Source organism: Streptomyces sp. NPDC052107 (assembly GCF_040680215.1).
In the GTDB taxonomy this organism is placed as follows: domain Bacteria; phylum Actinomycetota; class Actinomycetes; order Streptomycetales; family Streptomycetaceae; genus Streptomyces.
On the sequence record NZ_JBFAWG010000001.1, the window covers coordinates 42,418 to 55,399 of the forward strand.

Annotated in this window: 11 protein-coding genes; 8 read left to right on the plus strand and 3 right to left on the minus strand. The window is 71.9% G+C overall.

Annotated features, from left to right (window positions below; genetic code table 11):
- The first annotated feature begins 43 nt into the window (after window positions 1-43).
- The 3 genes from AB0M27_RS00215 to AB0M27_RS00225 are packed head-to-tail and all read left to right on the plus strand — an operon-like array spanning window position 44 to window position 3,779.
- The gene (locus AB0M27_RS00215; protein ID WP_365716834.1) at window positions 44-301 is read left to right on the plus strand and encodes a DUF6578 domain-containing protein; all 258 of its coding nucleotides are present in this window, start codon (window positions 44-46) and stop codon (window positions 299-301) included.
- A complete protein-coding gene (locus AB0M27_RS00220; RefSeq protein WP_365716257.1) occupies window positions 277-501 on the plus strand; it encodes a hypothetical protein in 225 nt (74 codons plus the stop codon). The genes AB0M27_RS00215 and AB0M27_RS00220 overlap by 25 nt, the downstream gene beginning before the upstream one ends.
- 14 nt (window positions 502-515) lie before the next feature.
- Complete coding sequence (locus AB0M27_RS00225) at window positions 516-3,779, plus strand: BTAD domain-containing putative transcriptional regulator (protein ID WP_365716836.1); 3,264 nt, start codon at window positions 516-518, stop codon at window positions 3,777-3,779.
- Window positions 3,780-3,805: 26 nt separating this feature from the next.
- Here the strand turns inward: AB0M27_RS00225 and AB0M27_RS00230 are convergent, their stop codons facing one another.
- Together AB0M27_RS00230 and AB0M27_RS00235 are read right to left on the minus strand one after the other, a co-directional pair.
- Window positions 3,806-4,672, minus strand: coding sequence for an ABC transporter permease (locus AB0M27_RS00230; RefSeq protein ID WP_365716259.1), 867 nt, complete (start codon window positions 4,670-4,672; stop codon window positions 3,806-3,808).
- Window positions 4,669-5,694, minus strand: coding sequence for an ATP-binding cassette domain-containing protein (locus tag AB0M27_RS00235; protein WP_365716261.1), 1,026 nt, complete (start codon window positions 5,692-5,694; stop codon window positions 4,669-4,671). The genes AB0M27_RS00230 and AB0M27_RS00235 overlap by 4 nt, the downstream gene beginning before the upstream one ends.
- Before the next feature lie 166 nt (window positions 5,695-5,860).
- Here AB0M27_RS00235 and AB0M27_RS00240 point away from each other — a divergent pair, with 166 nt between their 5' ends.
- Window positions 5,861-6,226: a hypothetical protein gene (locus AB0M27_RS00240; protein WP_365716263.1), complete on the plus strand. Its 366-nt coding sequence runs from the start codon at window positions 5,861-5,863 to the stop codon at window positions 6,224-6,226.
- Between the two features lie 120 nt (window positions 6,227-6,346).
- Here the strand turns inward: AB0M27_RS00240 and panB are convergent, their stop codons facing one another.
- Window positions 6,347-7,213 carry a 3-methyl-2-oxobutanoate hydroxymethyltransferase gene (panB, locus tag AB0M27_RS00245; protein ID WP_351798344.1) on the minus strand — a complete coding sequence of 289 codons (867 nt, stop codon included), beginning with the start codon at window positions 7,211-7,213 and terminating at the stop codon, window positions 6,347-6,349.
- 197 nt (window positions 7,214-7,410) lie between these two features.
- Between panB and AB0M27_RS00250 the strand changes: the two genes are divergently transcribed.
- The 4 genes from AB0M27_RS00250 (at window position 7,411) to AB0M27_RS00265 (ending at window position 12,283) form a co-directional block, all read left to right on the plus strand.
- A complete protein-coding gene (locus AB0M27_RS00250) occupies window positions 7,411-8,997 on the plus strand; it encodes an MFS transporter (protein WP_365716265.1) in 1,587 nt (528 codons plus the stop codon).
- Between the two features lie 96 nt (window positions 8,998-9,093).
- Window positions 9,094-9,723, plus strand: coding sequence for a TetR/AcrR family transcriptional regulator (locus tag AB0M27_RS00255; protein WP_365716267.1), 630 nt, complete (start codon window positions 9,094-9,096; stop codon window positions 9,721-9,723).
- A 188-nt stretch (window positions 9,724-9,911) separates the two neighbouring features.
- Window positions 9,912-10,961 (plus strand): endonuclease/exonuclease/phosphatase family protein, encoded by a 1,050-nt coding sequence (locus AB0M27_RS00260; RefSeq protein ID WP_365716269.1) that lies wholly within the window; start codon window positions 9,912-9,914, stop codon window positions 10,959-10,961.
- A gap of 104 nt (window positions 10,962-11,065) precedes the next feature.
- Complete coding sequence (locus AB0M27_RS00265) at window positions 11,066-12,283, plus strand: MFS transporter (protein ID WP_365716271.1); 1,218 nt, start codon at window positions 11,066-11,068, stop codon at window positions 12,281-12,283.
- Window positions 12,284-12,982 lie beyond the last annotated feature (699 nt).

The following is a 12,982-nucleotide window of genomic DNA, read 5'->3' on the forward strand; positions in this document are numbered from 1 at the left end:
CGCACTCGCCGTCGGGTTCCTGGACCCTGGGGGAATGCCACGGATGAGGGTGTTCTACGAGGACTGGCAGATGGAGTGCTGCGGCACACCGTTCGCGGTCGGCGACGAGGTGTCGTGGAAGCTGGTCGCCTACGGCGCCGAAGCCGTCCGGGAGGGCCACGGCTACGGCGCCGTAGGCGTGGGTGGAGAACCACGGCGGTCCGGATGCGGAGACCGCCGGCCGGGTGCGGGCCATCGACCTGGTGCACCAGGAGTACCTGGCGTACACCGACCAGCGTGCCCTCGGAGGCCCCGGCCGTGATCCTGCTCCCGTCCCCGTACAGCGGGGAACCGGTGCCCGGCGCGCACACCTTGGAGGCCGTCGACACCTGCCCGAAGTGGTTCGAGAGCCAAAAACCCGGCAGGGACCCGGGCCCCCACCGCATCCGCCGCACCCGCGGCGTCCTCGTCACTCTGCAGCTCCCCGACGGCACGCCGCCGCAACCCGGTGACCACCGGTGACCGCTGCGGTGACAATGGACCCCGTGCGCTATCGCCTGCTCGGCACCACCCAGGTACTCCGCCCCGACGGTACGGCCGTCCCGGTCGGCGGGGCGCGGCTGCGTGCCCTGCTGGGCGTGCTCGCGCTCCGGGCCGGCCGGACCGTGCCCGTGGGTGTGCTGGTCGACGAGGTCTGGGGCGCCGACCCGCCCGCCGACGCCGCCGGGGCGCTCCAGGCGCTGGTCGGCCGGCTGCGCCGTACCCTCGGCGCGGACGCCGTCGCCTCCGCCGAGGGCGGCTACCGGCTCACCGCCGCGCCCGACGACGTCGACCTCACCCGCTTCGAGCGGCTGACCGGCGACGGCCTGCGGGCCCTCGCCGACGGCGACCCGGCCAAGGCCGCCGCCGTCCTGGACGACGCGCTCGCCCTGTGGCACGGCCCGGCGCTCGCCGACCTGCCCGACCACGCCGCCGAGGCGGCCCGCTGGGAGACCCGCCGCCTGGACGCGCTGCGCGCCCGGCACACCGCCGCCCTTGTCCTCGGGCACGCCGAGCAGTCCCTGCCCGAGCTGACCGCCCTGTGCGACGACCACCCGCTGGACGAGCCGCTCCAGGCGCTGCGGCTGCGCGCCCTGCGCGACGCCGGCCGCCCGGCCCAGGCGCTCGCCGCCTACGAGGACGTACGACGGCGGCTCGCGGACCGGCTCGGCTCCGACCCCGGGCCCGAACTGCGAGCCCTGCACACCGAGCTGCTGACCGAGGAGCCCCCGGCACCGCGGCCCGGGCCGGCGGCAGTCGGCAATCTGCCCGCCCGGCTCACCTCCTTCGTCGGCCGGGAGACCGACATGGAGGCCATCGGCGCCGATCTGGCCGCCGCCCGCCTGGTCACCCTCCTCGGTCCGGGCGGCGCCGGGAAGACCCGGCTGTCCCAGGAGGCCGCCGAGGCGGTACGGCACACCGTCCGGGACGGGGTGTGGCTGGCCGAACTGGCGCCCGTGGACGACCCCGAGGCCGTACCGCAGGCCGTGCTCACCGCGATCGGCGCCCGCGACACCGTGCTGCACGGCGCCGGCGCCGAGAGCATCCGCGCGGTCGCCGACCGGTACGACGACCCCCTCGAACGGATCGTGGAGCACTGCGCCCGGCGCCGGATGCTGATCGTCCTGGACAACTGCGAGCATGTGATCGAGGCCGCCGCCCACCTCACCGAGCGCCTCCTGGCCCGCTGTCCGCAGCTCACCGTCCTCGCCACCAGCCGCGAACCCCTCGGTGTGCCGGGGGAATTGGTGCGCCCCGTGGAGCCGCTGCCGGAGCCGGTCGCCCTGCGGCTGCTCGCCGACCGGGGCGCGGCGGCCCGGCCCGGATTCCGTGTCGAGGACGATCCCGAGGCCTGTGCGGAGATCTGCCGGCGGCTCGACGGACTCCCGCTCGCGATCGAGCTGGCGGCGGCCCGGCTGCGGATGCTGGCCCCACGCCAGATAGCGGACCGTCTCGACGACCGTTTCCGGCTGCTCACCTCCGGCAGCCGCACCGTCCTGCCCCGCCAGCAGACCCTGCGGGCCGTGGTGGACTGGTCCTGGGAGCTGCTGGACGCGGACGAGCGGGACGTCCTCGCCCGGCTGTCCGTCTTCGCGGGCGGCTGCGACCTGGCCGCCGCCGAGGCCGTGTGCGGGCCCGTCGCCCTGGACGCGCTCGGCTCCCTGGTCGACAAGTCCCTGGTGGTTGCCGCCCCTTCGGCCGAGGGCGGGATGCGCTACCGGCTCCTGGAGACCGTCGCCGAGTACGCCGGCGAACGGCTCGACGAGACCGGGCACCGCAGCGAGGCCGAGCGCGCCCATCTGACGTACTATCGCGAACTCGCCCGCACCACCGACCCGTTGCTGCGCGGCCCCGAACAGCCCACCGCCATCGACCGGTTCCAGCTGGAGTACGAGAACCTGCGCACCGCGCTGCGGCACGCCGTCGCCGCCAGCGACGAGCAGGAGGGGCTGTGCCTGGTGCTGTCCCTGGTGTGGTTCTGGCAGATGCGCGACCTGCGCATCGAGACCCGCAACTGGTGCCGGGAGGTCATGGCGCTCGGTCCCGACCCCTTCACCGAACCCGTCCGGCCCGCGCAGCCGGTGTGGCAGCGCTGTACCGACGCCCCGCCCCCGTACGGCGGCGAGGTCCTCGCCGAGGCCCGGCGCGGCGTCCACCTCGCCCACCTCGCCTGCATGGACCACGAGCTGGAGGCCTGGCAGACCCCCGGTGCCCAGGCCAAGCTCCGCGCCATCACCCAGGTCTACCGACCGGGGCTGCCGCAGACCTGCCGTGCGCCCGGCATGGTGTGGTTCTACGCCGTGATACTGGCCGGCGGCGGTGTGGAGCAGATGCGGGAGGTCGTCGACGCCTGCGTGCGGACCTGCCGGGAGACCCCCGGCTTCGAGTGGGAGCTGGCCGGCGCTCTGCAGCTGCGCGCCAACCTCCTCGCCAACCGCGCCGCCTGGGCCGGCAACGCCACCCGGGACGCCGAGGAGGCCCTGGCGATCTTCCACCGCCTCGGTGACGCCTGGGGTACCGCCGAGGCGCTGTCCGCCCGTGGCGAGGCCCATGAACGCCAGGGCGCCAACCAGGAGGCCGCCGCCGACTACCGGGCGGCCATCGCATACGCCGAACGTATCGGCGCGCGCGGCCAGATGGCCGTCCTGCGCGCCCGCCTCGGCAGCGTGCTCATGGAGGCGGGGGACATGGAGCGCGGCGAGCAACTGCTGAGGGACGTCATCGCGAGCAAGGACGGCTCCCTCAACGAGGCCATGCCCGCCGCCCGGCTGTTCCTCGCCTGCTGGCTCGGCCTGACCGGCCGTACCGGTGAGGCCCGTGAGCAACTGCGGGCGCTGCGCGAGGAGTTCAAGATCGCGCACTTCGTCGTCTTCGACGCCATGATCCTCACTCAGGAGGCCTGGCTGGACGCCCTCGACGGCCGTGCCGAGGACGCGCTGGACGGGGTCCGGCGGGCGCTGGAGCTCGCTCAGGACCCGCTGTCCAAGGCGGTCGCCCCGCATCTGGACTCCATCTGCCTCTACACCGCGGCGATGGGCCTCGCCCGCCTCGACGGTGGCAGCCGCGCCGTCGACGCCGCCCGCTGCCTGGGCGCCGCCCAGACCCTGCTGCCGTCCGGGCACATCCTCTCCGGTGTCGAGCGCCGGTGCCATGACATGGCCGAGAGCCGGATCCGGGAGGTCCTGGACGAACCCGCCTACCGGGCCGCGTACGCCGAGGGCGGTGGCCTCTCCCTCGCGGAGGCCACCGCCCTGGTCTGAGCCGTCCCGCTCCGAGCGGGCGGACGTCAGCTCTTGGTACGGAACTTGTGGATCGCGACCGGTCCCATGACCGCCGTGATCGCCACCGACCAGGCCACGGTCACCCACAGGTCGTGCGCGACCGGGCCGCCGATCATCAGGCCGCGGGCCGCGTCCGCGAGCGTCGACAGCGGGTTGTAGTCGGTGAAGCTCTGCAGCCAGCCCGGCATCGACTTGGTCGGCGCGAAGATCGACGAGCCGAACTGCAGCGGGAACAGCACCAGGAAGCCCATCGCCTGCACGGACTGCGCGTTCTTCAGGATCACGCCCAGGGTGAGGAACACCCACATGATCGAGGAGGCGAACAGCGCGGACAGACCCACCGCCGCGAACAGGCCGGCCCAGTGGCTGATGTGGAAGCCGACCAGCACGGCGACGACCATCAGCACGGCCGTGGCGAACAGCATCCGGGCCAGCTCGACGGCGATCTTCGCGAACAGCACGGACCCGCGCCCGATCGGCAGCGACCGGAACCGGTCCATGACCCCGCTGTTGAAGTCCTGGCTGAACCCGGTGCCGACGCCCTGGGACAGCGTCATGCTCATCATCGCGATCATGCCCGGGATGACGTACTGCACGTACTGGCCCTGGCCGCCGCCGAGCGCCTGCCCGATGGACCCGCCGAAGACGTACACGAACAGCAGGGTGAAGACGACCGGCATCAGCAGCGCGTCGAACATCGACTCCGGGTCCTGGCGGATCCAGAGCAGATTGCGGCGGACGAGCGCGCCGGTGTGCCGCAGATGCCCGCGCAGCGGGATCCGGACGTCGGCGTCGGTGGGTACGGCGGTGATCGTAGGGGCGGCGCGAAGCGCCTCGTGCAGGGTGGTGGTGGGCGACGGGTGGGCGCTCATACGGCGACCTCTTCACGGGAGTCGGCGGGCGTGGTGTCCTGCGGGGCACTGGCGCGGTGGCCGGTGAGGGACAGGAACACCTCGTCCAGGCTGGGCAGTTCGGTGGTGATGGAGGAGATCGTGATGCCGCGCGCGGTGACCGCGCCGACCACGGCGGTCAGCTGTTCGTCGCTGAGGATCGGCACCAGCAGGGTCCCGGACTCGGGGTCCACGGTGGTGGTCGCGAGACCGGTGATGCCGAGCTCGTCCAGCATGGTGGCGAGCGGGCGCAGCTGCAGCGGGTCGACGGGCCGGACCCGGAGGGTGCGCCCGCCGACGCGGGCCTTCAGCTCCTCGATCCCTCCCGTGGCGATGACCTTGCCGCGGTCGACCACGGTCAGCTCGGAGGCGAGCTGCTCGGCCTCCTCCATGTACTGGGTGGTCAGCAGCACGGTGACGCCGTCGCCGACCATCGCCTTCACCTCGTCCCACACCTCGTTTCGGGTACGGGGGTCGAGTCCGGTGGTCGGCTCGTCGAGGTAGAGGACGGCCGGGCGCCCGATCATCGAGGCGGCGAGGTCGAGTCGCCGCCGCATACCACCGGAGTACGTGCTCGCCGGCCGCCTGGCCGCCTCCGTCAGGGAGAACCGCTCCAGCAGCTCGTCGGCGCGGGCGCGGGCGTCCTTGCGGGGCAGGTCCAGCAGCCGGCCGATCATGTACAGGTTCTCCCAGCCGGGGAGCTTCTCGTCGACGGAGGCGTACTGCCCGGTGAGCCCTATGACCCGGCGCAACTGCCGGGGCTGCCGTACGACGTCGTACCCGGCCACGGTGGCCTGGCCGGCGTCCGGGGTGATCAGGGTGGACAGGATCCGTACGAGGGTGGTCTTGCCGGCGCCGTTCGGACCGAGCACGCCCATCACGGTGCCCTCGCGCACGTCCAGGTCGACACCGTCCAGCGCCTTGGTCTCGCCGTAGTGCTTGACCAGTCCCCGTACCGTCACTGCGTGGCTTGCGCCGACGGGGTTTTCATGGATTCGCGTCATGCAGAAGACGGTGCCAGGGGCTGCCGACAAACCACCGACAGGCCACCGACAGCCGCCTGCGGCGCACCGACAGCCCGTCGGCGCGTCCGTCGGTCAGCCGGCGTTCTCCCTCGTCACCCCTCGTCCGCGGCATCGTCTGCCGGGCGGGTCAGCAGGTGGTCGACCAGTGTGTCGACATAGGCGGGCGGGAGCGGGACACTGGGCGTCGAACCAGGAGCTGGAGCCGGACGTCCGGCCCGCCCCGCTGACCCCCGACCGGGCCGCCGGGTTCGACTGCTTCATCGCGCACGACTTCACCGCGGTCAGGCGTGATCACGTGGACGTCGCCGCGCTGCGCCGGACCCCGGTCCGCGTCGTCCCGGCCGCCGGGCGTACCACCCCGCGGCATGTCCTCGACCGCAAGTGCGCCGCCGAACTCGGCGCGCCGCTCGGCGTGCCGGTCGAGGAGTTCCCCGGCGGCCACAACGGCAACCTGACCCACCCCGCCGCCTACGCCGAGCGGGTCAAGGCGGTGCTGAGCGCGATCGCGTGAGTGCGAGCGGCACGTCTGCGGAAGTGGCGCCGGTCCAGGCGTACGACGTCCTGGCGCACAAAAGGGACAGCCCGCCGACGGGGGAAGATCGGCGGGCTGCCCGGGTGTTGCCGCAATGGCTCAGTGGACGGAGTGTTCCTCCAGCGGGAACGCCCCGGAGACGACGTCCTCGGCGAACGACTTCACGGCGTCGCCCATGACCTCACGCAGGTTGGCGTACTTCTTGACGAACTTCGGCACCCGGCCGGAGGTCAGCCCGAGCATGTCCGTCCAGACCAGGACCTGCGCGTCCGTCTCGGGCCCGGCACCGATCCCCACCGTCGGGATGTGCAGCACCCGCGTCACCTCGGCCGCCAGCTCCGCCGGAACCAGTTCGAGGACGACGGCGAACGCGCCGGCGTCCTGCACCGCCTTAGCGTCCCGCAGCAGCTGCTGCGCCGCCTCCTCGCCGCGCCCCTGCACGCGGTAGCCCATCGCGTTGACGGACTGCGGGGTCAGCCCGATGTGCGCCATGACCGGGATGCCGGACTCCACCAGCAGCCGGATCTGTTCGTGCGAGCGCTCGCCGCCCTCCAGCTTGACCGCGCCGACCCCGGCGTCCTTCACCAGCCGGGTCGCCGAGCGCAGCGCCTGCACCGGGCCCTCCTGGTAGGAGCCGAAGGGGAGGTCGCCGACGATCAGGGCGCGCTGCGTGCCGCGTACCACGGCCGCCGACAGCATGGTCATCTCGTCGAGGGTGACGGGCACGGTCGTCTCGTACCCGAGGTGGCAGTTGCCCGCCGAGTCGCCGACCAGGATCACCGGGATCCCGGCCTCGTCGAAGACGGACGCGGTCATCGCGTCGTAGGCGGTGAGCATGGGCCACTTCTCGCCCCGCTCCTTGGCGAGGGCGATGTCGCGAACGGTGATGCGGCGGGTGCCCTTCCCCCCGTACAGCGCCTTGCTGCCGTCGGAAGGCTTGTTCTGGGCAGCCGAAAGCTGCGTCATGGCAACGGCTCCTTCAGTCATCTCGAGGCGCCCTGACGGCGTCCCCGGATCGCCTCCATGGTGGCACCTCGTGCCAGCCAGGGCCAGGGGAACCGCCTGTGATCCACAACCGTGGCCGAGACCCAACTGTGTAAGGCCTTGGTAAAGAACTAAGATACGAGACCGTTCCGTATCGAAATGGTCCTAGGCTCGAACGCATGACAAGTCCCGTCCCTGCCTCCCGGATACCGGAAGCGGTGCACCGGCGCCGCTGGGCGATCCTCGGCGTGCTCATGTTGAGCCTGCTGATCGTGGTGCTCGACAACTCGATCCTGAACGTCGCCATCAAGACCATCTCCAGCCCCGCGCCGACCGGCCTCGGCGCCTCCCAGGGGCAGATCGAGTGGGCGATCAACGCCTACACCCTCGTATTCGCCGGCCTGCTGTTCACCGCCGGCCTCATCGGCGACCGCCTCGGGCGCAAGAAGGTGCTGCTGGGCGGCATCGCCGTGTTCGGCATCGGCTCCGCCCTGGCCGCCGAGTCCGGCTCGCCGGGTCAGCTGATCGCCTTCCGCGCGCTGATGGCCCTCGGCGCCGCCTTCGTCATGCCCGCCACCCTCGCCGTCCTGATGAACGTCTTCGAGCGCGAGGAGCAGCCCAAGGCCATCGGCATCTGGGCGGGTGGCGTCGGCCTCGCCATCGCCATCGGGCCGATCACCGGCGGCGCGCTCCTCGACCACTTCTGGTGGGGCTCGGTCTTCTTCATCAACGTGCCGATCGTGATCGTCGCGCTGATCCTGATGACCTGGCTGGTGCCCGACTCCCGTGATCCCAGGCCCGGCCGCCTCGACCCGGTCGGCGTCGTCCTGTCCGTCGTCGGCCTGGTCCTGCTGGTCTACGGCATCATCAAGGGCGGCGAGCTCGCCGACTTCACCGACGCCAAGGTGCTGGCGACCATCATCGCCGGTCTCCTCGTCCTGGCCGGCTTCGTCGTCTTCGAGAAGCGCAGCGACCACCCGTCGCTCGACGTCACCTACTTCAAGAACAAGGTGTTCTCGGCCGCCATGAGCGCCATCGCGCTGGTCTTCTTCGCGCTCATGGGCGTCACGTTCTTCGGTGTCTTCTACACCCAGAGCGTGCGCGGCTACTCGCCGCTGGAGTCCGGTGTGCTGATGCTGCCGCTCGCCTGCGCCCAGCTGATCTTCGCGCCGCGCGCCCGGCTGCTGGTCGACCGGTTCGGCAACAAGGCCACCACGACCGCCGGCCTGGTGCTCATCGCCGCCACGCTGGCCGCGTTCGCCACGTTCGAGGCCGACACCCCGATCTGGATCCTCGAGGTCGTCTTCTTCCTCATGGGCACCGGCATGGCGCACATCATGACGCCGACCTCGGTCGTCATCATGCAGGCGCTGCCGCGCGAGAAGGCCGGCTCCGCCTCCGCGCTCAGCAACACCTTCCGCCAGGTCGGCGGCGCGCTCGGCATCGCCGTACTCGGCTCGGTGCTCGCCACGTCCTACCGCAACGGCATCGAGGGCAAGCTCGGCATGCTGCCGCCCGCCCTGCGCGACAAGGCGGCCGAGTCCATCGAGGCCACCCTCGGCATCGCCGGCAAGCTCGGCCCGCAGGGCAAGGCCCTGGTCACCCCCGCCGACGACGCGTTCCTGCACGCCATGCACGTCACCGCCCTGTGCGGAGTCGGTGTCGCGCTGATCGGCGCCGTGGTGACGGGCCTGTTCCTGCCCGGCAAGCCGCCGGCCGCGCAAGCGGGCGAACAGGAGGCGGAGTTGGTCGCGGCCTCGGACTGACGCGAAACGCGGTCGTACGCGGTCGTACGCAGTCGTACACGGGGGAAGGAGGCGGCTGCGGGACAATTCCCGCAGCACAGTGAGAGGACGGACGACGTGAGCCTTGCCGAGAGCCGGCCGCGACCGGACGGGCCCGTGCGGGGACGCCCCCGCAGCGAGGCCGTGGAACGCGCCATTCTGGAAGGCGTGATGAGGCTCCTGGAGGACGGCGTACCGCTCGCCGAGCTCTCCATCGAGCGCGTCGCGCGCACGGCCGGGGTCGGCAAGGCCACCATCTACCGCCGCTGGAGCGGCAAGGAGGAACTGTTCGTCGACGTCGTACGCGCCGCCGAACCCCCCGACCCAGAACTCCCCGGCACCTCCCTGCGCGACGACCTCGTCGTACTGCTGGAGTCCCTGCGCCAACGCGGACTCGTCCACCGCTCCTCGGCGATCCTGCACAACGTCTACGCGCAGATGAAGCACAGCCCGAAGCTCTGGTCGGCCTACCACGCCGGCGTCATCGCCCCCCGCCGCGCCCTCGCCCTGGAGGTGCTGCACCGGGCCCGGGAGAACGGCGAACTGCGACCGGACGTCGACCTGGACCTGGCCAACGACCTGTTCGTCGGCCCCATGCTCGTGCGCACCGTCATGCGCCCCGAGGGCGACCTGCCCGAGGACCTGGCGGAACAGATCGTCGACACGGTCCTGGAAGGCCTACGGCCCGTCAGCTCGACAGCCTCGTAGCACTCATGTGCGCGTTTTGTCACAAACCCCAGGTGTCCCGGGGATAACGGAACTCCCTGTCCCGCTTCCTTCGTCATCGTCTTCCGTACGGCCGTCATGGGACGGCGGGAGCGGAGCCGATCATCCCCTAGGGTCGGAAGAACACGGGGGGAACGACGGTGTGCACGGCAGGCAGTGAGGCAGACGGTATGGCGCAGCAGGCGTACGTGACGGAGACGGACAACGGCGGCTCGGGGCCCGAGCGACCGGGATCCCGGCTTCGGCGCCTGGTGCACCGCCTGTTCGCCGGATGGCGCGGCGATCCGCGTATCTGGCGCCGGGGCGTCGTCCTCGCGGTCCTCGCCCTCCTGCTCGCCCTGGTGATGCTGCTGCACTCGCACATCCCGAACCAGGTGGGCAACCTCGGCAGCCTCACCGAGACGTTTCTGCCGTGGCTGGGCCTCGCCATCCCGGTGCTGCTGGTGCTCGGGCTGCTGCGGAGGTCGGCGACCGCGCTGATCGCCGTACTCCTCCCGGCGATCGTGTGGCTGAACCTGTTCGGCGGACTGCTCAGCGACAAGACGGGCTCGGGTGGCGACCTCATGGTGGCGACCCACAACGTCAACGCCGAGAACCCCGACCCCGCCACGACCGCCCGCGAGGTGGCCGCCTCCGGCGCCGACATCCTGGCCCTGGAGGAGGTCCCGGGGACGGCCGTGTCCACCTACGAGAAGGCGCTCGCGCCGACGTACCGGTACCACGGGGTCGAGGGCACGGTCGGCCTGTGGAGCAAGTACCCGATGAGCGATGTGCGGGCGGTGGACATCAAGCTCGGCTGGAAGCGCGCGATGCGGGCCACCGTCGCCACCCCGCACGGCCCCATCGCGGTGTACGTCGCCCACATGCCCTCGGTACGGGTGAAGGTGAAGGCCGGGTTCACCGCCCGGGAGCGCGACAAGAGCGCCAACGCGCTCGGCGAGGCCATCGCCGACGAGCCGCTGAAGCGGGTGGTGCTGCTCGGCGACCTGAACGGCACGATGAACGACCGTTCCCTCAACGCCGTCACCTCCCAGATGCGCTCCACGCAGGGTGCGGCGGGCAGCGGCTTCGGGTTCAGCTGGCCGGCGTCGTTCCCGATGGCGCGGATCGACCAGATCATGGTCCGGGGTGTGGAGCCGGAGAGCTCCTGGACACTGCCGCGCACCGGCAGCGACCACCTGCCGGTGGCTGCCCGTGTGAAGCTGGACACGTCGTCGTAACCCCTTGGAATACTGGGCCTGCGAGGCTTTGTTCCGCAGCTGAACATATGCTGTGACGGAACCCTCTTTCGCTTCTCCCTGACTTGGAAAGGCACAGGCCCTTCATGCCCCTGGCCCTGCTCGCTCTGGCCGTCGGCGCTTTCGGTATCGGTACGACCGAGTTCGTGATGATGGGCCTGCTGCCCGACGTCGCGGACGACCTGCACATCTCGATCCCCACCGCCGGGCATCTGGTCTCGGCGTACGCGCTGGGCGTGGTGATCGGCGCCCCCCTGCTGGCCGCGCTGACGGCCCGTATGTCCCGCCGTACGGTCCTGATCGCCCTGATGGCGCTGTTCGTCGCGGGCAACGCGCTCTCGGCGTTCGCCCCCGGCAACGACTCCCTGCTGGCCGCCCGCTTCCTCAGCGGCCTGCCGCACGGCGCCTTCTTCGGCGTGGGAGCGGTCGTCGCCACGACGATGGTCCCGCCGGAGCGCAAGGCCCGCTCGGTGTCCCTGATGTTCCTCGGCCTGACCGTCGCCAACATCGCGGGCGTACCGGTGGCCACGCTGATGGGCCAGCACCTGGGCTGGCGGGCCGCCTTCCTGGGCGTGAGCGCGATCGGCCTGGCAGCGATCGCCTCGCTGGCGCTGCTGATCCCGCACGACCGGGGGCAGGCCGCCTCGTCGGCGGGTCTGCGCGGCGAGTTGGCCGCGCTGAGGTCCCTGCCGGTCTGGCTGGCTCTGGGTACGACGGTGGCGGGCTTCGGCGCGCTCTTCGCGGCCTACAGCTACGTGACCCCGATGCTGACGCAGTCGGCCGGGTTCGCGGAGGGCAGCGTGACGCTGCTCCTGGCTCTGTTCGGCGTGGGCGCCACGGCGGGCAACCTGCTGGGCGGCCGCCTGGCGGACCACTCGCTGCGGGGCACGCTGTTCGGCGGCCTGGCCTCGCTGGGCCTCGTCCTGCTGCTGTTCCCCCTCCTCATGCGGTCAGAGTGGAGCGCGGCGCTCGCGGTGACCCTGCTGGGCATGGCGGCGTTCATCACGGGTTCGCCGCTGCAGCTGATGGTGATGGAGAAGGCATCGGCGGCCCCCTCCCTGGCCTCCTCCGCCAACCAGGCGGCCTTCAACCTGGCCAACGCCGGCGGCGCCTGGATCGGCGGCCTGGCACTGGCGGCGGGCTTCGGTACGACGTCCCCGGCGCTGGCGGGCGCGATGCTGGCGGTGCTCGGTCTGGGCGTGGCGAGCGTAGCGTACGCGGTGGACCGCCGCCGGGGGACTCCGTCGGTGGGGCGGGTTGTCACGTCCCACGTACCCGAGGGGTCGGCTGCGCTGCACCACTGACGTCGTTTGCCCACCCGCCCACCCGACTGGGTCGGCCGGGCGGTGAGGCGAAGTCCGCTGCTGTGGGCCCAAGCTTGCCAGTTGCCGTTGGGCCGCTCGCTTCTCGGCCAGTGTCGGGCTTCCGCGAGGTGAGTCAAGGGCGCGTGCGCGTCGCCTTCGGCGATGGCCCTCCGGGCCACCCTTGACACACCTCGCTCCACCCCGGGAAAGAAGCGAGCGAGCGGCCCGGAAGAGCGGTGGCCCCGACCGGTACCGGCCCCGAGGGCGCTGACTTGGCCCCGTCGGCTGCGGAGCGCGCCGGCACCTCGCATGCACGCCGGGCCGGTTCAGCGGCTTACGGGTTCGTGGGTGGGGTGCGCGCTCGCGCCGCGCATGCACGCCGGGTGGGCTCAGCGGCTCTCGGTGGGTTGGGGGCCTCTCGGCGGCTCTCCCGAGTTGCGACGGTGGCCCAATCGGGGTGGCTCCGGCGGTGATTGGAAGATTTGAGCCAGAGGCGCTCGGAAAGTCCCAGGTCAGGCGGTCGAGAGGCGGTCGGGGTGGCACAGATCTGCCAATCGCTTCCCTCCTGGGACGGATGAGGCCCGGGTGTTCTCCCGGAGAACCCGTCGGCGGGTCGGCACGCGCGGGCCCCGCGCCACGTACGTGCCGCCACTCCGCGAGCGCGCACGACCCGCCCTCCGGAAGTCGCCGAACCGGCCC

Excerpts from the sequence above, each read along its gene's own strand:
- AB0M27_RS00215 (WP_365716834.1), top strand. The coding sequence starts at position 44 with ATGAGGGTGTTCTACGAGGACTGGCAGATGGAGTGCTGCGGCACACCG.
- AB0M27_RS00225 (WP_365716836.1), top strand. The coding sequence starts at position 516 with ATGGACCCCGTGCGCTATCGCCTGCTCGGCACCACCCAGGTACTCCGC.
- AB0M27_RS00230 (WP_365716259.1), bottom strand. The coding sequence starts at position 4,672 with ATGAGCGCCCACCCGTCGCCCACCACCACCCTGCACGAGGCGCTTCGC.
- AB0M27_RS00235 (WP_365716261.1), bottom strand. The coding sequence starts at position 5,694 with ATGACGCGAATCCATGAAAACCCCGTCGGCGCAAGCCACGCAGTGACG.
- panB (WP_351798344.1), bottom strand. The coding sequence starts at position 7,213 with ATGACGCAGCTTTCGGCTGCCCAGAACAAGCCTTCCGACGGCAGCAAG.
- AB0M27_RS00250 (WP_365716265.1), top strand. The coding sequence starts at position 7,411 with ATGACAAGTCCCGTCCCTGCCTCCCGGATACCGGAAGCGGTGCACCGG.
- AB0M27_RS00260 (WP_365716269.1), top strand. The coding sequence starts at position 9,912 with ATGGCGCAGCAGGCGTACGTGACGGAGACGGACAACGGCGGCTCGGGG.
- AB0M27_RS00265 (WP_365716271.1), top strand. The coding sequence starts at position 11,066 with ATGCCCCTGGCCCTGCTCGCTCTGGCCGTCGGCGCTTTCGGTATCGGT.